The following is a 21,163-nucleotide window of genomic DNA, read 5'->3' on the forward strand; positions in this document are numbered from 1 at the left end:
CCTACCAGCGCAGCAGCACCAGTTCGCAGCAGAATCCGGGGCCCATCGCCATCATCAGACCCGGCGAGCCCGGCTCGGGCCGCCGGTGCGCCAGGGTGTCCCGCAGGACGTGGAGCACCGAGGAGGAGGAGAGGTTCCCCACCTCGGCCAGTGAGTCCCAGGTGACGTCGAGCGCCCCGTCGGGCAGGGAGAGGACGTCCGAGACGGCCTCCAGGACCTTGGGGCCGCCCGGGTGGCACACCCAGTGCGCGACGTCCTTCGGCTTGAGCCCGTGCTTGTCGAGGAACCCGCGTACGTCGTCGGCGAGATAGCGCCGCACCACGTCCGGGACGCCGGGGTCGAGCACCACCTTGAAGCCCGAGCCCCGGATGTCCCAGCCCATCACATGCTCGGTGTCCGGATACATGCGGCTGCGCGTGGCGATCACCTCCGGACCTCCGGCGGCCGCCCGGCCCTCGCCCACCGCCACCACGGCGGCGGCCCCGTCGCCGAACAGCGCGGTCGCCACCAGGTTGGCCGGTGTGACGTCGTCCCGCTGGAAGGTCAGCGAGCACAGCTCCACCGAGAGCAGCACCGCCACGTCGTCCGGCCGGCCCAGCAGATAGTCGTGCAGCCGCGCCACCCCGGCCGCCCCGGCGACACAGCCGAGCCCGAAGACCGGCAGCCGCTTCACATCGGGCCGCAGCCCGAGCCGCCCGACCAGCCGGGCGTCCACGGAGGGCGCCGCCACCCCCGTGACGGAGGTGAACATCAGCAGGTCCACATCGGTGGGCCGCAGCCCGGCTGCCCGCAGCGCTCCGCGCACCGCCTCCGCGCCCAGGTCCACGGCCGCGCCGATGAACACGTCGTTGGCGTCCCCGAAACCGTCCAGCTCGGCATAGCGCTCCAGCGGCAGCACCATGTTGCGGGCGCGCACCCGGGCGTTCTGGTGCAGCCGGTCCAGGACCCGCCGGTCGGCCCCCGGCGGCAGACAGGTGCGGGCCACCATGTCGGTGATCTCGCGCTGGGTGTGGCGGTACGGGGCCAGGGTGCCGTGAACGGCTGCGATCCGGGTCATACCGGGTCCCGCTGAGGAGGAGTCATGGCCTCCATCCTGCCCGGCATACCGGGTAAAACGTCGCAAACATCCCGTGCGGCTGTCAGGCCCGGCCGGTCCGGAGTACCTACCATCGCGTGATGGGCACTCCGGAGCCGTCACAGGCCTGCGCGGCTCCCTGGCCGCCGTACCGCACCGCGACGGGCCTGGCCCGCTCCTGCCACCCGGGGCCGGTGGTCGCGGTGACCGCCACCACCGGCGCGCTCGGTGTGAGCGCCGGCCTCGACGCGTTCCGGTGCACCCTCCTGGTCGCGGCCGTGCTCACCGGCCAGCTCTCGGTGGGCTGGTGCAACGACGCGTTCGACGCCCGGCGGGACGCGGCGGCGGGCCGCAGCGGCAAACCGGTGGCCGACGGGTCGGTGGGCCGGCGGGCGGTGTGGACGGCGGCGTTCACGGCCGCCCTGCTGTGCGTGCCGCTGTCCCTGGCCTGCGGTCCGGCGGCCGGGGCGGTGCATCTGACGGCGGTGGCGGCGGCCTGGGCGTACGACCTGGGCGTGAAGGCGACGGTGCTGTCCTGGCTGCCGTACGTGATCGGCTTCGGCAGCCTGCCCGCCGTGGCCGCGCTGACGCTCCCCGGCAGCCCGTGGCCCGCCTGGTGGGTGGTGGCCGCCGGCGCGCTGCTGGGCCTGGGGGCCCACCTGGGCGACGTGCTCCCCGACATCGACGACGACCTGCGCGCCGGGGTGAACGGACTGCCGCAACGGCTGGGCGCCACCGCCACCGCACTGCTGCTGCCCCTGCCCCTGGTAGCGGCCTCGGCCTTCCTGTCCCTCGCCCCACCCGGCCCACCCGGCATCTGGGGCACGACCACCCTCGCGGCAGCGGCCCCGACGGCCCTGGCAGGACTCCTGCTGACCCGCCACCACCGCAAGGCCCCCCTCGCGGCAGCAGCCGCCGTGGCGGCGGCGGACGTCGCCCTCCTGCTGGTACGGGGGGTTGCTCCGGTGTGAGCCGGCGACGGTCGGTGCGGTCACCGGTCGCACGGCCGGACGTCCCCCGACCTCAGCGCCCGCCCGCCACGCGCAGGACCGCGCCTGAGGCGTACGAGGCGTTGTCCGAGAGGAGCCAGGCGACCGCGTTCGCGATTTCTTCGGGTTCGCCGGGGCGGCCCAGGGGGATGGCCGGGGCCGCCTTGTCGGGGCGGTCGGGGTCCGCGTGGAACTCGGTGCGGATGATGCCGGGGGAGACCGCGTTGACGCGGATGCCGGACGGGCCGACCTCCTTGGAGAGGCCGGTCGTCAGCGTGTCCACGGCCGCCTTCGCTGCGGCGTAGTGGACGTACTCGCCGGGGCTGCCCAGCGTGGCGGCGGCCGAGGACATGTTCACGATCGCGCCGCCGCCCGACCCGCTCATGTCGCGCACCGCGCGCCGCGCGCACAGGAGATAGCCGATGACGTTGACGTCCAGAGCTCGCCGCAGCCCGGCCGCGTCCGCCTCGGCCAGCGGGCCCAACGGGCCGCTGACCCCCGCGTTGTTGACCAGGCCGGTGACCGGGCCGAGTTCGGCGGCCGCGGTGTCGAAGAGCCGCTCGACGTCGGCCTCGTCGGCCGTGTCGACACGCACCGTCACACAGCGCCCGCCCCGTTCCCGTACCGCCTCGGCGACGGCCTCCGCCGCGTCGGCGTCGGAGTGGTAGCCGAGCGCGATGTCATGGCCGTCGGCAGCCAGACGTACGCAGACCGCGGCTCCGATGCCGCGGCTGCCGCCGGTGACGACGGTGACCGGCCGACGGGTCATGGGGCCCTCATCTCGATGCGTCTCACTGCTGTACGGGAGGCTCCATCGTAGGCAGGCGTGATCGACAACCTGCGGGCGGGCGGGCGGGCCGGAGACGCGCCGATGGACCGCGACCCACTCATGGAAGAGCCGCGGTCCATCGGTCAGCTGTGCGGTACGCCGTTACCGGGCGACCGGGCTGCTGTCCCGGCCGTCCTGCTGCCGCTCGCTCTGCTCCTGCAGCTTCCGGGCCTTCTCCTGGAGCCGCCGACGCTGCTCCGGGTCGCTGGTGCGCTCGGCGGCCTCGGTCATGTGCCGGGCCTTCTCGCGCAGCTGCTGGGCTCGGTCGGTCTCTCGTGCAACGCTCATCATCGCTCCTTGAACGGTAGGGGAGAGCGGGCTCCTTCAGAGAAGCAGCGCAGCGTGAGCAGCGCATGCCGGAGCGCCACGCACCGTAATAACCCCAGGTGGGGGCAGGTGGGGGAGTCGGGTGCCGGAGCGCTGGCATGATCGGGGGTATGAACGAGCGCATGATCGCCGCGTGTGACGGGGCGTCGAAGGGTAATCCGGGGCCCGCGGCCTGGGCCTATGTGGTGGCCGACGCGGAGGCCAGGCCGCTGCGGTGGGAGGCGGGCCCGCTGGGCACCGCCACCAACAACGTCGCCGAGCTCACCGCACTGCGGGAGCTGCTGGAGTCGGTCGACCCGGCCGTGGCGCTCGAGGTGCGGATGGACTCGCAGTACGCGATGAACGCGGTGACCAAGTGGCTGCCGGGCTGGAAGCGCAACGGCTGGAAGACCTCGGCCGGCAAGCCCGTCGCCAACCGTGAGCTGGTGGTCCGGATCGACTCCCTGCTCACCGGACGGACCGTCAAGTTCGTCTATGTGCCCGCCCATCAGGTCGACGGCGACCCGCTGAACGCGCTGGCCGACCAGGCCGCCAGCGAGGTGGCCGTCGCCCAGCGCGCGGCGGGCACCTCGCAGGGAACGGCGGACCTGCCGGTCCCGGCACCCGCCCGTGCCACCGAAGGGCAGCGAACCGCCGGGACGGCCAGGAAGGCGAGCGGCACGGCCCGCTCCGGTGCGACCATCCGTGCCAGGTTCGCCGGCCGGTGCCACTGCGGAAAGCCGTACGCGGCCAAGGAGATGATCGCCAAGAACGACCACGGCTGGGGCCACCCGGAGTGCCGGACCGCCTCCGCCTGACGCCTCGGCCCGGCGCGATTCCACCGGTCCCGTTCCGCCGGTCCCGGGCGATACGGCCCCCGCGAGGGGCCGCGCATGCCATGATGCGGCTCCGGCGCGCGCGGCCCGCCGCCGGAGCTGTGGGCAACGGTGACACGCTGGGGGGCGTATGGAAAGCACGGGTACGGTGCTGCGCGAACTGCGCGGGGCGCAGAAGTCGGCCAAAGGGGTCTCGCTCTATTCGCGGTACGTGAACCGGCCGGCCGGGCGGATCTTCGCAGCCCTGGCGTTCCGGCTCGGCATGACGCCCAATCAGGTCACCCTGGTGAGCGCGGCGTTCACCTTCGCGGCCCTTGCCGCCGTGGCCCTGGTCCGGCCCGGCTGGGGGCTCGCCGTCCTGGTCTACCTGGGGCTCGCCGTCGGCTTCGCCCTCGACTCCGCCGACGGTCAGCTCGCCCGGCTGACCGGGCGCGGCGGCCCCGACGGCGAATGGCTGGACCACGTCGTGGACTGCGCCAAGATGATCCTCGTCCACACCGTCGTACTGATCTCGTTCCACCGCTTCTTCGCCCTGCCGGCCGAGGGCTGGCTGCTTCTGCCGCTCGGCTTCCTGTTCGTCGCCGTGCTGACCTTCTGCGCCGGGCTGCTGCGCGAACAGCTCGGCAAGGCGGCGGCCCGCGGCGCGCCGACGGGCCCGGCCGGTCCGCCGCAGGTCTCCCGGCTGCGCGCCGCGGTCCTGCTGCCCGCCGACTACGGGGTCTTCTGCCTGGTGTTCCTGCTGCTCGGCGACGAGACGGCGTTCCGTACCGGCTATGCCGTGCTCGCCGCCGTGCACACGGTGTTCCTCGCGCTGTTCCTCGGCAAGTGGTTCAGGGAGCTGAGAGCGCTCCGGGCAGGCTGACCAGCGTGTCCAGCACCCGGCGAAGCTGGGTGCTGGACGTGTGCACGGTGTACGGGAAGTAGACGACCTCCACGCCGACCTCGGCGAAGTCCCGTTCGAGGCGCCTGCCCTTGTCCGTGTCCCGCCAGTCGTCTCCCTTGAAGATGACGTCGAACCTGACCTGCTGCCAGGTCTCGACCTTGTCCGGCACGGTCTCGACGAAGGCGGCGTCCACGTATCGCACGCTGCGAACGATCTCCAGCCGCTCCGGCAGCGGGATGACCGGCCTGTGCCCCTTGGCGAGGGTGGCCATCTCGTCCGAGACGACCCCCGCGACCAGGTAGTCGCACTGACTGCGGGCGTGTCGCAGGATGTTGAGGTGACCCACGTGGAACAGGTCGTAGACTCCCGGCGCGTAGCCGACTCTGTGCACCATCCGTTCTCTCCCCCCACGGCGAACGTGTCGCCCGTCCCGCCCGGAGGTATCCGGACATGGCGTCCGGTCCGGTGGGATATCGGTATCGGTGTTGATGGTGCAACGACCTTACTGTGAAGACCACTTGCGCATCTCGTGAACGGATAAGCTCACTTTTGGGGCCGTTCCTTGGGGGGAACACAGGAGGCTCCGGGGGAAAGGCGGACGTCCGATGCCGGACGAAGAGCACCACAAGCCGTTCGAGCACCGCCGCCTGCTGGTGGTCTCGACGAACTACGCGCCGGAGCTGACCGGCATCGGGCCCTACGCGGCCCAGCTCGCCGAGCACTGGGCCGCGTCCGGCGCCGAGACCCATGTGCTGACCGGCATGCCGCACTACCCGTCCTGGCGGACCGACCCGGCGTACCGGGGCGTGTGGCGGGCCGAGGAGCGGCGCGCGGGCGTCACGGTCCACCGGCGACGCCACTATGTGCCGCCCCGTCAGAGCGCCCTGCGCCGCGCCGCGTTCGAGGCGAGCGTGCTGGCCCACGGACTCGTCACGGCGCCCGCGCTGCGGCCCGACGCGGTGATCTCCCAGATGCCGAGCCTCGCGGGCGGCGTCATCGGCGCCCGGCTCGCCCGCCGCCACCGCGTTCCGTACATACCCGTCGTCCAGGACCTGATGGGCGCCGCCGCCGCGCAGAGCGGCATCCGGGGCGGCGACCGGGCGGCGGAGCTCGCCTCCCGGGCCGAGCGGTACGCCCTCGGCGCGGCCGCCCTCGTCGGCGTCATCCACGAGAGCTTCGTCCCCCGGGTCACCGCCTACGGTGTGGACCCCGGGCGCATCCGCCTCGTCCCCAACTGGAGCCATGTGCAGCCGCCTTCGGGCGACCGGGCCGCCACCCGGGCGCGGCTCGGCTGGCGCGAGGACACCCCCGTGGTGCTGCACTCCGGCAACATGGGGCTCAAGCAGGGCCTTGAGGTCCTCGTCGACGCGGCCCGGCTCGCCCCGGAGATCCGCATCGTGCTGATGGGCGACGGCAACCAGCGCGACGCCCTGCTGGCCCGCGCGGCCGGGCTGCCCAACCTCGACTTCCTGCCGCCCGCCGGAGCGGAGGAGTTCACCGACATCCTGGCCGCCGCCGACGTCCTCGCCGTGACCCAGCGCGCGTCCGTCCTCGACATGAGCGTGCCCTCCAAACTCACCTCGTACTTCGTCTCCGGCCGTCCCGTCGTCGCCTCCGTGGCCGACGGCGGCGGCACCGCCCAGGAGGTCCAGCGCTCCGGAGCCGGACTCCTCGTCGCCCCCGAGGACCCGGCCGCCGTGCTGGGAGCCGTCCGCAAACTCGTCGAGTCACCCGAAGCGGCCGACGAACTCGGCGCCCACGGGCCGCAGTACGTGGCCCGCCACCTCGGCCGGGAAGCCGGTCTCGCCCGCTTCGACGCTCTGCTCACCGAGGTCCTCCAGGACGCCCGAGGGAGATCACGCCGATGACCCACACCGTCCGCGCGCCGGAGGACCAGGACGAGCCGGCGCTGCTCAGGGACCAGTTCCGCCAGCTCCTGCGCTACCGCGCCCTGCTCGCCTGCGGTGTCGTCCTCGGACTCCTCGGCAGCGGCTGGCTCGCCCTGAGCGGCGAGGACACCTACAGCTCCACCGGCGAGGTGTCCGTACGCTCCGCCGCCTCGGACCCCTTCGCCGCCGGCGCCTCCGCCGACAAGGGCATCAACATCGGCTCCGAACGCCAGACCGCCGTCAGCGACGCCGTGGGCACCGTGGCCGCCGGCACCCTCACCAAACAGGGCGACACCGTCGAGGTGGGCAAGCTGCTCTCCGGACTCCAGGTCACCAACCCGCCCAACACCCTCGTCCTCAGGTTCTCCTACACCGGCCGCACCCCGGAACAGGCCAGGGCCAGGGCACAGGCGCTCGCCGAGGCCTATCTGGAGATCCGCAGGGAGCGCACCGAGGACAGCATCGACAACATGGTCGACGGCTACCGCGCCCAGCTGAAACCGCTCACCGAACAGCGCGACCGTCTCGCCGAGCAGGAGACCGGGACCGTCGGCGACGACGTCACCAGCGCCCGCGCCAACCTCATCGTCTCCATCTCCGCGCTCAGCCAGAAGATCTCGGAGCTGCGCGCCCTCGACACCACCCCCGGCTATCTGAACAAGAAGCCCGTCGCCCCGGTGAAGCCCACCGGCGCAGGACTGCCCCTGCTGCTCGGGCTCGGCGGCGTCGTCGGCCTCGCGCTCGGCCTGCTGCTGTCCTGGGTGCGCCTCGTCTTCGATCCCGCCGTCCGCTCCACCCGGGAACTCGTCCGCTCGCTCGGCGCCCCCCTGCTCGGCACGCTGCCCAGGGAACGGGCGGCGGCCGGACCGCTGCTCGCCATCGGGCGCGCCGGCAGCCGACTGGCCGAGGAGTACCGGGCGGTGGCCTTCCGGCTCGCGTACGACCCCTCGTTCGCCGAGCGCCGCCGGCTCCTGGTCACGGCGCCCCGGGGCGACAACGACATGGCCACCGCCGCCGCCGTCAACCTCGCGGCGGCCTTCGCCGAGATGGGCCGCGACGTCCTGCTGGTCGAGGCCGACCTGCGGACCCCGCGCCTGGCCGGGGACCTCGGCACCGCCGCCCCGGGCGGCCGACCCCGCTGGGCCGCCGGCCGCGACGACCGGAACTGGCCCTCGGACAGCCGCACCAACGTGGACGTGCCGGGCTCCGGCGCTTTCACCCTCGTCGCCGGCCGCCGGATGGACAACGTGCCGCGCGCGCTGACCTCCGCACCCGTCGGCCGCATCCTCGCCGAGGGCGGCCGGCCGGGAGCCGTCGTCATCGTGCTGGCGCCGCCCGTCCTCGCGTACGCCGACGCCGTCGCGCTCATCGACCGGGTGGAGGGCGTGGTGGTCGTCTGCGACCCGCGCGAGGTCCACCGCAGCGACCTGGAGCGGATCCGCGAGATCATCGGCGCCGCGGGCGGCACCGTACTCGGCACCCTGCTGCACCCCGGCTACGGACGCCTGGAGCGCCGGGCCCGCCGCAAGGCCGCCGCCCGGCGCGCCCGGCAGGCGGAGCGGGCCCACGAAGGACCGGACCCGCGCGGTGAGGCCGACGGGCCCGACCGGCCCGGCTCCGACGGCCGCACCGGCGACCCCACCGAAACACTCGGCCTGCGCACCCTGGACGGCGGCAGCGGCCACAGCAGCACCGCGGGACGCAGATGAAGGCCCGCACCGCGATCGTCTGCTCGGTCGCGGACCAGGGCGTTGCGGCCCTCACCAACATCCTGGTGCTGGTGGTGGCCGCCCGGCTCTCCACCGTCGCCGACTTCGCCCGCTTCTCCGCCGTCTACCTCGTGTTCACCGTGCTGCTCGGCGTGTCCGGCGCCTACACCGGCCAGCCCCTGGTGCTCCGCCGGGGCACCGGCGACGACACCCGGGGCGCCTGCCGGTCCGCGCTCGCCTTCACCCTGCTCGTCTCGGCCGTCGCCGGCGGACTGCTCGCCGCCGTCTGCGCCCCGCTGGCGGGGGACACCGCGCGGGCCCTGATGATGCTGGGAATCGTGCTGCCGGCCGTCCTCGGACAGGACACCGCCCGCTACGCCTTCGCCACGCTCCAGGCGCAGCATCTGGCCCTGGTCTCGGACCTGCTCCGGCTGGCCGGTGTCCTCGGGGCGCTGGCCGTACAGCCGCACGGCACACCGGCCGCCCGGCTCGTCGCCGTCTGGGGCCTGTCCGCGCTGCCGGCGCTCCTGCTCTCCGCCGTCGTGCTGCACCGCAGGACCGCGGGCACCCCCCTGGTCCTGCGTCCGCTGGTGCGCAAGGGCCACATCGGACGGCGGTTCGTCGTCGAGTTCGGCGTGGGCAACGCGACCAGCCAGCTCTCCGTGCTCGGGCTCGGCGCGGTCGGCAACCCCCTCGTCGTCGGTGCCCTGCGCGGTGCGACCACGCTCTTCGGCCCGCTGAACGTGCTGTTCACCTCGGCCACCGGCTTCGGCCCGCCACTGCTGGGGCGGCTCGCCACCGACCGGCTCAGGGTGCGGGCCACCGCCGCGCTCGCCGCGCTCCTCGCGCTGACGGCGGCGGGCTGGGCCACGGTCCTCGCGCTGCTGCCCGGCCCGGTCGGCCGCCATCTGCTCGGCGACACCTGGCCCACGGCCTCGGCCCTGCTCCCGGCGACCGGCAGCCAGTACGCCGCCATGGCCGTCGGCACCTGCGGACTGCTGGCGCTGCGGCTCCTGGACCCCCGCACCACCCTCTCCATCCAGGTGGTCTTCTCGCTGGCCGCGGTCGCCTTCCTCGCCGGCGGCTACGCGCTGGGCGGAGTGATGGGCGCGGCCTGGGGCCTGTGCCTGGGGTCCGTCTGCAAGGCGGTCGCCACCTGGACCCGGGTGGCACGGCTGGCCCGCGCCGGAGCGCCGGTGCCCGCGGTGGTCAGCGCGGACGCCGTGCGCTCCGGTCCCTGAAGCTTGTGATCAGGGCCAGGCACAGCGCCGCGATGGCCAGTTTCCCGACCGCCTGGAGCAGCGGGCCGCGCAACAGGATGAAGGTGTATCCCGCGATCAGGGGCGCCGCGATGGCCAGCACACTGCCCGGCCCGGGCCCGTCCCGCGAGACCGCGCGCGCGTAACGGCGGTCGGTGCGCGCGGCCGCGTAGCCGATCAGCGCCAGGCCCCCGATCATGCCCGGCGCCCCGAAGTCCACCCAGAGCTCGGTCCACAGCGGGGCCGAGAGGTTGGTCATGTTCATCCCCATCCACTGGCCGACGCGCACCCCGGTGTCCTCCGGCTTGCCGCTCCATACCGACCGGGGTACGAAGAAGAAGGCGGAGCCCGCCAGCTGGCGGCCGTAGGTGTGACCGCGGGTGTCGACCCAGGAGATGGTGTTGGCGAACATGACCGTCTGGTCGTAGTCCTTGGTGGCCAGCGGCTCGAACACCGAGGACGACTGCACCGGCCGGTACCCGGAGTCGTCGTAGCGGAAGCGGTCCGCGTACGGGAACAGCACCAGAGCGCCGATCACCCCCATGGCCAGCACCGAGCGGTACATGGCCGCGCTGCTCGGGAACGCCGTGAACAGCAGGGACACCAGAACCGTCAGGAACCAGTAACGGGCGTTCGAGATCGGGTTGTTGACGATCAGGTTCACCACGGCCAGTGCCGACCAGACCAGCACCGTGGACGGGGAGCGCCGCGCCCGGCGCGAGGTCACCAGCCGGCGGGTGCAGAACAGCAGGGCCAGCAGCGCCGGCACCGTACCGAACCCCTTCAGGAACGCCGAGCCCACGTTGGACTCGCCGGAGGCGACCCCGCTCTCCGCGACCGAGGCGCTGATTTCCTGCCTGCTGGAGAAGAACACGGCGGGTCCGCCGAGCTTCAGCACGTAGTACCCGCTCGCCGCGAACGCCAGCAGGACCAGCAGCCGCAGTCTGACCCGGTGAGCGGTGGCGGATCCGCCGCTTCCGCCACGGGCCGGGGAGCGCCGCCGCACCGGACGCCGGGACGCCAGCAGCGCTCCCAGGTCGAAGGCGGCACACCCCACCAGGATCAGGGCGATGGCCGTCACCAGGTCGGCGCGCGGCCCGACCACCGGCGTCGGCGTCTGCCCGATGACGGCCTGCGCGAACGGCGCCACCCCCATCGCGATGTACACGAACATCCAGAAGACGCCCTGCAGCAGCCGTCGCCGGGTGGACAGGATCATCGTCGCGAGCCGGGCCCCCGCGTAACAGGTCAGCACGAGCTGCAACCAGTACGCGTTGTCCCGGGCGCCGGTGCCGGGCTGGGCGGCGATCAGGGCGGGCAGGAAGCAGACCAGGCCCAGGATGAGCGGTACGGCCATCGCCCGCGACAGCATGGCCCACGACATGGGTTTGGCGGGGGGCTCGACCGGCATGGTCCCGTGCACGGTCGTCATCCGGCCCCCGTTCCTGATCCTGTGAACACCTTAACGAATCAACCCACTTGAGGTGATGTGATGACTAGTCTGTACACAGTGGGCCGAGGTCGAGGGGAACCCTGGTGAAGATCCTGCACATCGTCACGCTGCACACCCCGGACCATGCCTTCGGCGGTCCGACCCGGGTGGCGCTGAACCTCTCGAAGGTCCAGCGCGCCGGGGGTGACGACGCCCGGATCATGGCCCTGGGCGACGGCTTCGAGGGGCCGCTGCCCGACGAGGTGGAGGGCGTGCCCGTCCACCTCTTCCGGGCCCGCCATCTGCTGCCGATGTTCGAGGTCAGCGGCATCACCTCCGGCGCCCTGCTGAGGACCGCGCGCCGCATGATGCGCGGCGCCGACCTCGTCCATGTCCATCTGATGCGCGACCTGGTGACGCTGCCCGCCGCCCTGCTCGCCCTGGCCTCCGGCACCCCCCTGGTCGTGCAGACCCACGGCATGGTGGACCCGACCGAGAAGCGGGTGGCCCAGCTGACCGACCTGCTGGGCGTACGGAAGGTGCTGCGCGGCGCGGACGCGGTGCTCCATCTGACCGAGGCCGAGCGGATCGACGTCAACGCCGTGGCCGCACCGGTGGCGCTCACCCGGACCGTGCGCCTGGTCAACGGCGTACGTCCGCAGGAGTTCAAGCCCGCCCGCGATCCCGCCCGCCCGCCGACCGTGCTCTTCCTCGCCCGCATCCAGGAGCGCAAGCGCCCGGAGGACTTCGTCGCCGCGATGCCCGAGGTGCTGGCCGAGCACCCGGACGCCCGGTTCGTGCTGGCCGGCCCGGACACCGGCGCCCTGCGCGGCACCCTCGCGCTCGCCCGCCGGCTCGGTGTGCTGGACTCGCTCGACCACGTCGGCCCGCTCGGTCACGACGAGGTGCTCGCCGCCGGCCGGGACGCCGATGTGTACGTCCTGCCGTCGATCGAGGAACCTCTAGGCGTCTCCGTCCTCGAGGCGATGTCCGTCGGCACCCCCGTGGTCATCACCCGCACCTGCGGCCTCGGGCCCGATGTGGCGCGGGCCGGTGCCGGCCGGGTGATCGACAGCCGGGTGGGCGAGGACGAGGCCAACGCGCACAAGGTGGCGCAGGCGGTGCTGGACCTGCTGGAGCCCAAGGCCAACGCCGAGGCGGGGCAGGCCGCCTGGGACCTGGTCAACGAGGACTTCACCATCGACGTGGTGACCCGGACGCTCCGGCGGACCTACGAGGACGTGGTCCGCCGGAGGCGGGGCTGACTCAAGCGGGCCGCTTCTCACGGGACTTGAGGGCGATCTGCCAGCGGTAGAAGCTCATCGCCAGGGCGAAGTCCAGCCCCGCCCGCCCGTCGAGGAACCCGCGCCGGTAGACGTACATGTACGCGAAGGACACCAGCGGTTTGAACGGTGCCTTGTGGAAGAGCTGTCCCTGGCGGGACTTGACCCGGCGCACCTGCTCCTTGACCTCGGGGTGGTGCTCCAGCCACGCCTCCCAGTCCGAGTACCGGTTGTGCCGCTCGAACCAGGCGGTCACCGGGTCGAGGTCCTGGTGCTCGATCGGATGGCGCAGCGCCGCCACGCTCGCCGCGACCGGCTGGTAGTGGCCCTCCACCTCGCCGATCCCGGGCGCGTCGAGATCCCCGACCTCCGGGTAGTGGCTGCGGGTGCGGTCGGTGAGGGAGCGTTTGCGGATGGTGTAGCCGTGCCGCAGCCGCCTGCCCGAGAACCAGTACCCCAGCGGGATGTCGTACGCGGCGGGCTTCGGCGCGTCCGGATCGGCGAAGATCTCCCGCAGCTCGGCCAGCAGCCCCGGGCTGAGCCGCTCGTCCCCGTCCAGCAGCAGGATCCAGTCCAGATCCGTGCGCACATGGTCCAGGCACCACTGCTTCTTCCTGGGGTGCCCGCCGTCCCAGGTGTACATGACGACCTCGGCACCGCACTCCGCCGCGATCTTCGCCGTGTCGTCGGTGCTGTGCGAGTCGACGACCACGACCGCCTCGAAATGGCCGAGGACCGACTTCACCGCTTCGGCGATGTTGAGCCCCTCGTTCCTGGTGGGGATCGCCACGGCTATCGGGAGCTTGCTCATACTTTGTCTCCTTCGGGCAGCCAGGCATAGCAGCCTGTGGAGGTGAAGGTGCGGGCCGCCCGCGGGATCGTCAGCACGGACCGCTTGCCGTCGCCGGAGGATCCCGAGGCCAGGTCCTTGCCGTCGCCCCCGGTGATCTGCCAGCTGCAGTTCTTGGTGGGGGAGACGTCCCGGTAGCGCCCCGGCCGGAGCTTCGCGCCCCGGTGCGTACCGTCGGCGTAGCCCCGGGAGGCGTCGGAAACCACATCCTTGTGCTGGGTGCACAGGTGCTCCACGGCCGGCTTCGCGTCGCTGATCTCGCGCGTGAGGACGGCGGCGACCGCCGTGTCCCGGTCCACCTTGACCAGATACGTCAGCCGGTCACAGGTCTCCTGCCCGGTCTGCAGCACCGCCGCCGGGTCCATGCCCCGGGGGACGCGGTCGACGAGGTACTCCTTCTGCTTCTTGGTGAACGTGCCGGTGGCCGGGGTCAGTTCGTCCTTCGGCGTCTTGGGCGGCTCACTGGACCGGGAGGCCCGGGGGCCGGCGGAGCCGGAACCGGGGTCCGCCCCGGCGTCGGCTCCGGAGTCCGTGCCCGGCACGGACGCGGACGTGGCCGACGGGCCGGGGCCGGCCGCCTTCTCCTTGGCCCCTTCGGAGGCCGAGCCGCAGGCGGCCAGCGCCGCCGTCGTGATCACGACGACGGCGCCGGCCAGGTACGGATACCTCATCCACCTGTCCTCAGTGCGTAGTGGGCGGAGATCTTGGAGCTGCTCAGCGCGGTCGGGTAGACCGCCGTCTCGTCGATCTGCCCGGCGAAGAAGTTGCTCGTGGGGCGGTTCGGCCAGCTGGCGAGGTTGTCCCCGCCGACCCGCCAGTACCCCGGGTAGCTCTCGTTGGAGGTGTAGAGCGGGTTCGACGCGCGCAGCTGCCCGTCGACATACAGGGCGATCCCGCCCGGACCCTGGGTGGCGACGACATGGTGCCAGGCGCCGTTGTTGTAGGCCGAGGGTGTGGTGACCGTCCGGGTGCCGCCGCTGTAGACGCCGAAGGTCAGCCTGCCGTCGTTGAGCATGTAGACGTGCTTGTCGTACTGCCCGCTGTTCTGCATGGTCAGATTGCCGAACCCGATGATCTTGCCTCCCTTGGTGGTCGTGGTCTTGATCCAGGTCTCCACCGAGAACGTCGTCGGCTGGTTGTGCCGCTTGTTGCTGTAGGCGTACTCGTCCGTCCCGTTGAAGCCGATCGCGGTCGACGGGCCGGCGACCGCGGCCGGAGTCTGCCGGTAGGCCGGCGCGTTGCGCAGGAAGCCGTTGTCCAGGCCGCCGGTCGCGTCCGCGGCGAACGTCGAGGTGCCCTCGTCGTACCGCCAGTACAGCGAGGCCCCGTCGGCGATCACCCGGGCGGGGTACGCCTCTGCGGCCGACGCCACGACCGCCGTCACGGCCGGGGACTTGGCGCTGGTGTTGGTGCCGTCGCTCGCGGTGATCCGGTAGGTGTGGGTCTCACCCGCCGCGACATCGGTGTCGGTCCACCGCAGCTGCGGGCGGTCCCAGAACACCGAGTAGCCCGTCGTGGTGTACACGGGCGTGCTCGCCCCGTCCTTGTAGATCCGGTAGGTGAGCACCCCGTCGTCCGTGTCGAAGCTCGTCTGCCAGTTCACCTCCACCTTGTCCGGGGCGACGGTGGAGACGCTCACGTTCGGCACCCAGGGCGCCCCCGTGTCGGGGCCGTCGGCGAACCGGGTCAGCCCCTGCTGGCCCGTGCCGTTGACGGTGGTGAACTCGCCGCCCACCCAGAGATAGTGGTGGCCGCCCTTGTCGGTCTGCGCCATCACGCGCGGCCCGACCGGCTCCCCGATGCCGTCATTGGTGTCCGGGAACCACGGCAGCAGCTTCGGGTCGTCGACCTTCTGGGCCAGCAGATGCTTGCGCGGCTGGTCGGGGAACTCGCCCATGGACGCGCAGTCATGGGCGTGACTGCCGCTGTACAGCACCCCGTTGTGCACCAGGACCGCCTGGGTGGCGCCCAGGCAGGTGTCTCGCCACACCTGGTTGAACGTGCCCAGGTCGAGGGCGATGCGGCCGTCGAAGACCCCGCCCCCGGTTCCCTCGTTGGCGGTGTAGAACTGGGTGGCGTCCGTGGTGAGGTCCTGCACCGTCGAGGTGTTCGGGATGAACCCCGGATAGCTCTTGTCCAGGGCGCCCGTCGTCGCGTTCACCACCGCGAGCGCGTGCGAGGTGGTGCCGTTGACGGTGAAGAAGTCCCCGCCGATCAGCACATGCTGCCCGTCGGGTGTGACCTCCACGGCCCGGCCCACGTCGTCCGTGTTGGCCGTCCACGGCTTCAGCGCGGCACCGGTGGTGACGGCGGCGAACTTGTTGCGGGTCTGCCCCGCCACGGAGTTGAAGTCACCGCCGAGATACACCGTGTCGTCGGTGACGGCGATCGCCCGCACGGTCGCGGACACGGCGACCTTGAAGTTCTGCCGGGGCGTGCAGGTGGCGGTGTCGATCGCGGCGATGTTGCTGACGCCGACCCCGTTCACCGACCCGAACTGACCGCCCGCGTACAGGGTCTCGCCGTCGGGGGACAGCACGAGGGAGCGCACGGTCGCGGTTCCGGAGGAGAGCGTGAACGACAGGGAGCAGCCGGTGGGCGCCCCGGTCGCGGCGTCGAACGCGGCGAAGTTCACCGCGGGCTGCTCGGACGTCCCCGACGCGGCCCCCGGCGGCCGCACGGTGGAGAAGGTGCCGCCCGCGTAGACCACTCCGTCGGTGGACGCGGCCATCGACCAGACGATGCCGTTGGTCTGCCAGGTGGACAGGTCGTCGGCGGTGAGCGAGACGGGCGGTGTGAGTGCCGCCGCCGGGGAACTCCCGGTGGTGGCGGCGGCGCTCAGGGCCCCGGAGAGCAGGCAGAGCGCGGCGGCCGAGGCACGCATGCGGCCGCCTCCGCGCCCCGTACGTTGGTTCATCATTCAGCTCCGAAGGTGAGAACGAGCTGCGGCCGTTGGGCCGCGGTTGCGACCTCGCCCGACCAGATGCGGAGACTGTCCGTCCCGCTGTTGGTGAGGGCGAGTGAGTAGGAGGAGCCGAGGGCTCCGCCCAGTGCCGGCGCGTTCAGGTCCACCGAGTAGCCGGTGGAGATGTCGGTCGCGCCGGAGATCGTCCCCAGCACCGTCGTGGCGAGCGACGGCCGGGTGTTGTAGGTGACCGTCGACTCGGTCCACGCGCCGGTGACCGGCACGAGTGTGTGGCTCTCGGCGGAACCCGCCGTGGGGTCCGACGAGGTACGGAAGGCCAGCCGGGCGCTCGTGAGCCGCTGCCCGGCCGGGGCGGCGGGCAGAGCGAAGCGCAGATAGGCCAGATAGGGCGTGGTGCCCCGGGAGGCGAGCTGGCTGTCGTTGTACGTGGTGTTGGGGGCGACGCCGTTGACATAGGCGTCCTCCACCGGCGTCAGGGCGACGGTGGTGTCCCCGGGACCCGGCGGGGTGCCCGCCAGATCGTGGTGCGCCGCCACCTGCGCCGCGCTCAGCGCCGACGGGTAGACGGCCGTCTCGTCGACCTGTCCGGCGAAGTAGATGCTGCTGGGGCGGTTGGGCCAGCCGGCCGTCATGGCATCCCCGCCGACCCGCCAGTAGCCGTTGTAGGAGCGGTTGCCGGCGGTGCTGTTGCTGCCGACCGCCACCCCGTCCACGTACAGCCGCATCCCGGACGGGCCCTGGGTGGCGACCGCGTGGTGCCAGACGTTGTCGTTGTAGGAGGCGGCCGAGGTGATCGTCGGGCGGCTGCTGGTGCTGCCCACCTGGACACCGAAGGCCAGCCGGCCGTTGTCGGTGAGATAGAGGATCTTGTCGGAGATCCCGCTCGTGTGCCCCTGGGCGGTGCCGATGTTGTTGCCGTACCCCACGATGCGCCCGCCGCGCACGGTGTCCGTACGGAACCAGGCCTCGATGGAGTACGGCGTCGGCGAGGTGTAGTGGTGCAGCCGGTCGCTGTACACGTACGCGTCGCTGCCGTTGAGCGCGAGGGCCGTGGACCCGGCGACGGCGGCCGGTGTCGAGCGGCGGCCGGGGGCGTTCGCGTACACCCCGCCGTCCAGCCCGTCCGAGGCGTCGGCGGCGAACGCGCCGCCCGCCTCGTCGTAGCGCCAGTACAACTGCGCCCCGTCCGCGAGTACCCGCGCCGCGTACGGACTGGCCGAACCGGCAGCCGTGACCGATGCGTTGGCCGAGAGTGCGCTGGTGTTGGGGCCGTCGCTCGCGGTCACCCGGTAGGAGTAGGTGCGCCCCGCCACCACGTCGGTGTCCGTGAAGGTGAGCTGCGGCCGGCTGAAGAAGAGCGAGGAGCCCGTCGTGGTGTGCACGGGGGTGGTTCCGCCGTCGCGGTAGACCCGGTAGGTGAGCCGGCTGTCGTCCAGGTCCAGCGAGGAGCGCCAGCTGACCCGCACCTGGCCGGCCCTCGGCGAGGACAGGCTCACCACCGGTGCGGCGGGCGCGCCGGTGTCGGGGGAGTCGGCGAAGCGGGTCAGCGCCTGCTGGGCGACCCCGTTGACCGTGGTGAACTCGCCGCCCACCCAGAGGTAGTCGTGGCCGCCGCGCGAGGAGACTGTCAGCGCGCGCGGCCCGACCGGCTCGCCGATGCCGTCATTGGTGTCCGGCAGCCAGCCCAGCATCGCCGGATCGTCCACGGACTGGGCGGTGAGGTGCTTGCGGACCTGATTGGGGAAGCCGCCCATGGTGGAGCAGTCGTGCACATGGCTGCCCGCGTACAGCACCCCCCGGTACACCCGCAGGGCCTGCGTCGCGCCCTGGCAGGTGTCCCGCCAGCGCTGGTCGAAGGTGGTGAGGTCCATCGCGAGGCGCCCGTCGAACGAGGCACCGCCCGCACCCTCGCCGCCCGCGTACCAGCCGCCGGACGCGGAGTCGGTGACGATGTCCTTGATCACGGCCGAGGACGGGATGAAGTTGTTGGTGTACGCCCGGGTCAGCGCACCCGTGGCCGCGTCGGTGACGGCCAGCGCGTGCGAGGCGGCCCCGCCCACGGTGAAGAAGTCCCCGCCGATCAGCACGCTCCGGCCGTCCGGGGTGATCCTGAGGGTCCGGCCCGGATCGTCGGCATCCGGGTTCCAGCCGGTCAGCGCGCCGCCCGGGGTGACCGCGCCGAAGAAGTGACGGGCCTGCCCGTTGACGGTCCGGAAGTCGCCGCCCGCGTAGACCGTGCCGTCCGATGCCACGTCGAGCGCCCGCACGGTCGCCCCGAAGCTGGGGGCGAAGCCCGGCCGCAGCGTGCAGGTCGCGGTGTCGACGGCGACCAGGCCGTTGGCCGAGGCCCCGTTCACCGCGTTGAAGTAACCCCCGGCGTACAGCGTCGACTTGTCGGGGGAGACGGCCAGCGCCCGCACCGTCGCGGTGCCGCTGCCGCGTGTGAAGGAGAGCGAGCAGCCGGCGGGCGCGCCCGTGGCCGCGTCGAACGCGGCGAAGTTGACCGCTGAGGTGGTGTTGCCGCCCGCAGGGGAGCCGGCCGGCCGGACGGTGCTGAAGGTGCCGCCCGCGTAGACGACCCCGTTCGCCTCGGCGAGCGTCCAGACGATGCCGTTCGTCTGGTACGTGGGCAGAGGGTCGGCGGTGAAGCCGACGGGCGGGGTCAGCGCCCCGGCGGGGGGAGCGGTGACGGCGGAGGCGGTGAGCGCCCCGCCGGTGAGGAGGAGCGCCGCGGCGAACGCGCCGCCGCGGCCGCGTCTGAGACGTCCGGGGCCGCTCATCGGTCCACCCGCACGGCGGCCCCGGCGAGCTGGTCCGAGAGCTGGCGGACATCGGCGTCGACCATGATCCGCGCCAGCTCCCGCGCCTTCACCTCGGGCTTCCAGCCCAGCAGTTCGGCGGCCTTCGACGCGTCGCCGATCAGGGCGTCGACCTCGCTCGGGCGCTCGTACTTGGAGTCGTACAGGACGTGCTCGCGCCAGTCGAGCCCGGCGTGCTCGAAGGAGTACTCCAGGAACTGCCGGACGCTGACGCCCTCCCCGGTGGCCACCACGTAGTCGTCCGGGGTGTCGCACTGGAGCATCCGCCACATCGCGTCCACGTACTCGGGGGCGTACCCCCAGTCGCGTACCGCGTCGAGGTTCCCCAGATGCAGATGCGACTGCAGCCCCGCCTTGATCCGGGCCACCCCGCGCGTGATCTTCCGGGTCACGAAGGTCTCGCCCCGGCGCGGCGACTCATGGTTGAACAGGATTCCGTTGACCGCGAACATCCCGTAAGCCTCACGGTAGTTGACCGTCGCCCAGTACGAGTAGACCTTCGCCACGCTGTACGGGCTGCGCGGGTGGAAGGGGGTGTGCTCATTCTGCGGCGGCGGATTGGCGCCGAACATCTCGGAGGAGGACGCCTGGTACACCCGGGTGTCGATCCCGCTGGCGCGCACGGCCTCCAGCAGCCGGATCGTCCCGAGGCCGGTGACATCCCCCGTGTAGAGCGGGGCGTCGAACGAGACCCGGACATGCGACTGCGCACCGAGGTTGTAGACCTCGTCGGGCTGTATGTCACGCAGCAGGTTGACCAGCGCGACCCCGTCGGCGAGATCGGCGTGGTGCAGCACGAAGGAGCGGTTCTCCTCCTCCGGACCCTGGTAGATGTGGTCGATCCGCTCGGTGTTGAAGCTCGACGAACGGCGGATCAGTCCGTGGACCGTGTATCCCTTCTGGAGCAGCAGCTCCGACAGGTACGAACCGTCCTGTCCGGTCACGCCGGTGATGAGCGCGGTCTTCGCCACGTCTCCCCCTTCTGTGGTCGCCCGAGAGGCTGTTGGTCACGAAATTTCAGAGTTTGAGCTATCCGCGGTAATACGTCGCCGCGTCATACAGCTGCTGGCACAATCCGAACCATGACGACTGATCTCCCCGGCCCTCCCCAGGAATCCGTCCCGTCCCTGCTACGCCCGGGCGCCCGTGTGTTCGTCGCCGGCCACCGCGGTCTGGTCGGCTCGGCGGTGGTGCGCCGCCTCACCGCCCAGGGATATGACGTGCTCACCCGTGACCGCGACGGGCTCGATCTGCGCGACGCCGAGCGGACCGGCGCCCATCTGCGCGAGATACGGCCCGACGCCGTGGTGCTGGCCGCCGCCAAGGTGGGCGGGATCATGGCCAACAGCACATATCCCGTGCAGTTCATCGAGGACAATCTGCGGATCCAGCTGAGCGTGATCGCGGGCGCACACTCCGCCGGGGTCGAGCGGCTGCTCTTCCTCGGCTCGTCCTGCATCTATCCCAAGCTGGCCCCGCAGCCGATCCCCGAAACGGCCCTGCTCACCGGCCCGTTGGAGCCGACCAACGAGGCGTACGCGCTCGCGAAGATCGCCGGAATCGTGCAGATCCAGTCCTACCGGCGGCAGTACGGCGCCTCGTACATCAGCGCCATGCCGACCAATCTCTACGGACCGGGCGACAACTTCGACCTGGAGACCTCGCACGTCCTGCCGGCACTGATCCGCCGGTTCCACGAGGCACGGCTCGGCGGGGCGCCGGCCGTCACGCTCTGGGGCTCCGGCACCCCCCGGCGCGAGTTCCTGCACGTCGACGACCTGGCCGCCGCCTGTGTGCTCCTGCTGGAGCGGTACGACGACGACGCACCCGTCAACGTCGGCTCCGGCGAAGACCTGACGATCCGTGAACTCGCGCAGACCGTGGCCGATGTGACCTCCTATCAGGGGTCCATCGGCTGGGACACCGGCAAGCCGGACGGCACCCCGCGCAAGCTCCTGGACGTGTCCCGGCTGGTCTCCCTCGGCTTCGAGCCGGAGATCCCGCTGCGCGGGGGCATCGCCCGGACCTATGCGTGGTGGCTCGACCAGCAGGCCGCGCGGGTGTGACCACCCGGCCGG

Annotated in this window: 18 protein-coding genes; 8 read left to right on the forward strand and 10 right to left on the reverse strand. The window is 72.2% G+C overall.

Annotated elements, in window-relative coordinates; all coding sequences use genetic code 11:
- Position 1: 1 nt before the first annotated feature.
- On the reverse strand, positions 2–1,057 hold the full coding sequence (locus RLT58_RS32855) for a type III polyketide synthase (protein WP_311313992.1): 1,056 nt from the start codon (positions 1,055–1,057) through the stop codon (positions 2–4).
- Positions 1,058–1,176: 119 nt separating this feature from the next.
- Here RLT58_RS32855 and RLT58_RS32860 point away from each other — a divergent pair, with 119 nt between their 5' ends.
- Positions 1,177–2,046 carry a UbiA family prenyltransferase gene (locus RLT58_RS32860; RefSeq protein WP_311313993.1) on the forward strand — a complete coding sequence of 290 codons (870 nt, stop codon included), beginning with the start codon at positions 1,177–1,179 and terminating at the stop codon, positions 2,044–2,046.
- Between the two features lie 52 nt (positions 2,047–2,098).
- Here RLT58_RS32860 and RLT58_RS32865 read toward each other — a convergent pair whose 3' ends face one another.
- Positions 2,099–2,833, reverse strand: coding sequence for an SDR family oxidoreductase (locus tag RLT58_RS32865; protein ID WP_311313994.1), 735 nt, complete (start codon positions 2,831–2,833; stop codon positions 2,099–2,101).
- A 162-nt stretch (positions 2,834–2,995) separates the two neighbouring features.
- Positions 2,996–3,181, reverse strand: a complete 186-nt coding sequence (locus RLT58_RS32870; RefSeq protein ID WP_311313995.1) for a DUF6381 family protein — start codon at positions 3,179–3,181, stop codon at positions 2,996–2,998.
- A 149-nt stretch (positions 3,182–3,330) separates the two neighbouring features.
- Here RLT58_RS32870 and RLT58_RS32875 point away from each other — a divergent pair, with 149 nt between their 5' ends.
- Together RLT58_RS32875 and RLT58_RS32880 are read left to right on the forward strand one after the other, a co-directional pair.
- On the forward strand, positions 3,331–4,017 hold the full coding sequence (locus RLT58_RS32875; protein WP_311313996.1) for a ribonuclease H family protein: 687 nt from the start codon (positions 3,331–3,333) through the stop codon (positions 4,015–4,017).
- A gap of 148 nt (positions 4,018–4,165) precedes the next feature.
- Positions 4,166–4,897, forward strand: coding sequence for a CDP-alcohol phosphatidyltransferase family protein (locus tag RLT58_RS32880; RefSeq protein WP_311313997.1), 732 nt, complete (start codon positions 4,166–4,168; stop codon positions 4,895–4,897).
- Here RLT58_RS32880 and RLT58_RS32885 read toward each other — a convergent pair.
- Positions 4,866–5,312, reverse strand: a complete 447-nt coding sequence (locus tag RLT58_RS32885; RefSeq protein ID WP_311313998.1) for an FAD synthase family protein — start codon at positions 5,310–5,312, stop codon at positions 4,866–4,868. The two genes, RLT58_RS32880 and RLT58_RS32885, sit on opposite strands and share 32 nt — an antisense overlap.
- A 211-nt stretch (positions 5,313–5,523) precedes the next feature.
- On the opposite strand from RLT58_RS32885, the gene RLT58_RS32890 reads away from it, so the two are divergent.
- The 3 genes from RLT58_RS32890 to RLT58_RS32900 are packed head-to-tail and all read left to right on the forward strand — an operon-like array spanning position 5,524 to position 9,757.
- Positions 5,524–6,786: a glycosyltransferase gene (locus RLT58_RS32890; protein ID WP_311313999.1), complete on the forward strand. Its 1,263-nt coding sequence runs from the start codon at positions 5,524–5,526 to the stop codon at positions 6,784–6,786.
- A complete protein-coding gene (locus tag RLT58_RS32895) occupies positions 6,783–8,516 on the forward strand; it encodes a lipopolysaccharide biosynthesis protein (RefSeq protein ID WP_311314000.1) in 1,734 nt (577 codons plus the stop codon). Before RLT58_RS32890 ends, RLT58_RS32895 begins: the two co-directional genes overlap by 4 nt.
- On the forward strand, positions 8,513–9,757 hold the full coding sequence (locus RLT58_RS32900; RefSeq protein WP_311314001.1) for an MATE family efflux transporter: 1,245 nt from the start codon (positions 8,513–8,515) through the stop codon (positions 9,755–9,757). The genes RLT58_RS32895 and RLT58_RS32900 overlap by 4 nt, the downstream gene beginning before the upstream one ends.
- Here RLT58_RS32900 and RLT58_RS32905 read toward each other — a convergent pair.
- Positions 9,726–11,207, reverse strand: coding sequence for a hypothetical protein (locus tag RLT58_RS32905; protein WP_311314002.1), 1,482 nt, complete (start codon positions 11,205–11,207; stop codon positions 9,726–9,728). The genes RLT58_RS32900 and RLT58_RS32905 overlap by 32 nt on opposite strands.
- 104 nt (positions 11,208–11,311) lie before the next feature.
- Here RLT58_RS32905 and RLT58_RS32910 point away from each other — a divergent pair, with 104 nt between their 5' ends.
- Complete coding sequence (locus RLT58_RS32910) at positions 11,312–12,472, forward strand: glycosyltransferase (RefSeq protein WP_311314003.1); 1,161 nt, start codon at positions 11,312–11,314, stop codon at positions 12,470–12,472.
- A 1-nt stretch (position 12,473) separates the two neighbouring features.
- Here the strand turns inward: RLT58_RS32910 and RLT58_RS32915 are convergent, their stop codons facing one another.
- Genes RLT58_RS32915 through gmd form a run of 5 tightly spaced genes read right to left on the reverse strand, consistent with a single transcriptional unit; the run spans position 12,474 to position 20,056 of the window.
- Positions 12,474–13,301, reverse strand: coding sequence for a glycosyltransferase family 2 protein (locus tag RLT58_RS32915; protein ID WP_311314004.1), 828 nt, complete (start codon positions 13,299–13,301; stop codon positions 12,474–12,476).
- Complete coding sequence (locus RLT58_RS32920; RefSeq protein ID WP_311314005.1) at positions 13,298–14,011, reverse strand: Rv1352/Rv1906c domain-containing protein; 714 nt, start codon at positions 14,009–14,011, stop codon at positions 13,298–13,300. The genes RLT58_RS32915 and RLT58_RS32920 overlap by 4 nt, the downstream gene beginning before the upstream one ends.
- Positions 14,008–16,224, reverse strand: a complete 2,217-nt coding sequence (locus tag RLT58_RS32925) for a LamG-like jellyroll fold domain-containing protein (RefSeq protein WP_311314006.1) — start codon at positions 16,222–16,224, stop codon at positions 14,008–14,010. The genes RLT58_RS32920 and RLT58_RS32925 overlap by 4 nt, the downstream gene beginning before the upstream one ends.
- 32 nt (positions 16,225–16,256) lie before the next feature.
- Positions 16,257–19,046, reverse strand: a complete 2,790-nt coding sequence (locus RLT58_RS32930; RefSeq protein ID WP_311314007.1) for a DNRLRE domain-containing protein — start codon at positions 19,044–19,046, stop codon at positions 16,257–16,259.
- The gene (gene gmd / locus RLT58_RS32935) at positions 19,043–20,056 is read right to left on the reverse strand and encodes a GDP-mannose 4,6-dehydratase (protein WP_311314008.1); all 1,014 of its coding nucleotides are present in this window, start codon (positions 20,054–20,056) and stop codon (positions 19,043–19,045) included. Before gmd ends, RLT58_RS32930 begins: the two co-directional genes overlap by 4 nt.
- 111 nt (positions 20,057–20,167) lie before the next feature.
- On the opposite strand from gmd, the gene RLT58_RS32940 reads away from it, so the two are divergent.
- Positions 20,168–21,151, forward strand: a complete 984-nt coding sequence (locus RLT58_RS32940) for a GDP-L-fucose synthase family protein (RefSeq protein WP_311314009.1) — start codon at positions 20,168–20,170, stop codon at positions 21,149–21,151.
- Positions 21,152–21,163: the final 12 nt, after the last annotated feature.

Origin of the sequence: Streptomyces sp. ITFR-16, assembly GCF_031844705.1 — a bacterium.
Classification (GTDB): Bacteria; Actinomycetota; Actinomycetes; order Streptomycetales; family Streptomycetaceae; genus Streptomyces.

Excerpts from the sequence above, each read along its gene's own strand:
- RLT58_RS32855 (WP_311313992.1), bottom strand. The coding sequence starts at position 1,057 with ATGACCCGGATCGCAGCCGTTCACGGCACCCTGGCCCCGTACCGCCAC.
- RLT58_RS32860 (WP_311313993.1), top strand. The coding sequence starts at position 1,177 with ATGGGCACTCCGGAGCCGTCACAGGCCTGCGCGGCTCCCTGGCCGCCG.
- RLT58_RS32865 (WP_311313994.1), bottom strand. The coding sequence starts at position 2,833 with ATGACCCGTCGGCCGGTCACCGTCGTCACCGGCGGCAGCCGCGGCATC.
- RLT58_RS32870 (WP_311313995.1), bottom strand. The coding sequence starts at position 3,181 with ATGAGCGTTGCACGAGAGACCGACCGAGCCCAGCAGCTGCGCGAGAAG.
- RLT58_RS32875 (WP_311313996.1), top strand. The coding sequence starts at position 3,331 with ATGAACGAGCGCATGATCGCCGCGTGTGACGGGGCGTCGAAGGGTAAT.
- RLT58_RS32880 (WP_311313997.1), top strand. The coding sequence starts at position 4,166 with ATGGAAAGCACGGGTACGGTGCTGCGCGAACTGCGCGGGGCGCAGAAG.
- RLT58_RS32885 (WP_311313998.1), bottom strand. The coding sequence starts at position 5,312 with ATGGTGCACAGAGTCGGCTACGCGCCGGGAGTCTACGACCTGTTCCAC.
- RLT58_RS32890 (WP_311313999.1), top strand. The coding sequence starts at position 5,524 with ATGCCGGACGAAGAGCACCACAAGCCGTTCGAGCACCGCCGCCTGCTG.
- RLT58_RS32895 (WP_311314000.1), top strand. The coding sequence starts at position 6,783 with ATGACCCACACCGTCCGCGCGCCGGAGGACCAGGACGAGCCGGCGCTG.
- RLT58_RS32900 (WP_311314001.1), top strand. The coding sequence starts at position 8,513 with ATGAAGGCCCGCACCGCGATCGTCTGCTCGGTCGCGGACCAGGGCGTT.
- RLT58_RS32905 (WP_311314002.1), bottom strand. The coding sequence starts at position 11,207 with ATGACGACCGTGCACGGGACCATGCCGGTCGAGCCCCCCGCCAAACCC.
- RLT58_RS32915 (WP_311314004.1), bottom strand. The coding sequence starts at position 13,301 with ATGAGCAAGCTCCCGATAGCCGTGGCGATCCCCACCAGGAACGAGGGG.
- RLT58_RS32920 (WP_311314005.1), bottom strand. The coding sequence starts at position 14,011 with ATGAGGTATCCGTACCTGGCCGGCGCCGTCGTCGTGATCACGACGGCG.
- RLT58_RS32925 (WP_311314006.1), bottom strand. The coding sequence starts at position 16,224 with ATGCGTGCCTCGGCCGCCGCGCTCTGCCTGCTCTCCGGGGCCCTGAGC.
- RLT58_RS32930 (WP_311314007.1), bottom strand. The coding sequence starts at position 19,046 with ATGAGCGGCCCCGGACGTCTCAGACGCGGCCGCGGCGGCGCGTTCGCC.
- RLT58_RS32940 (WP_311314009.1), top strand. The coding sequence starts at position 20,168 with ATGACGACTGATCTCCCCGGCCCTCCCCAGGAATCCGTCCCGTCCCTG.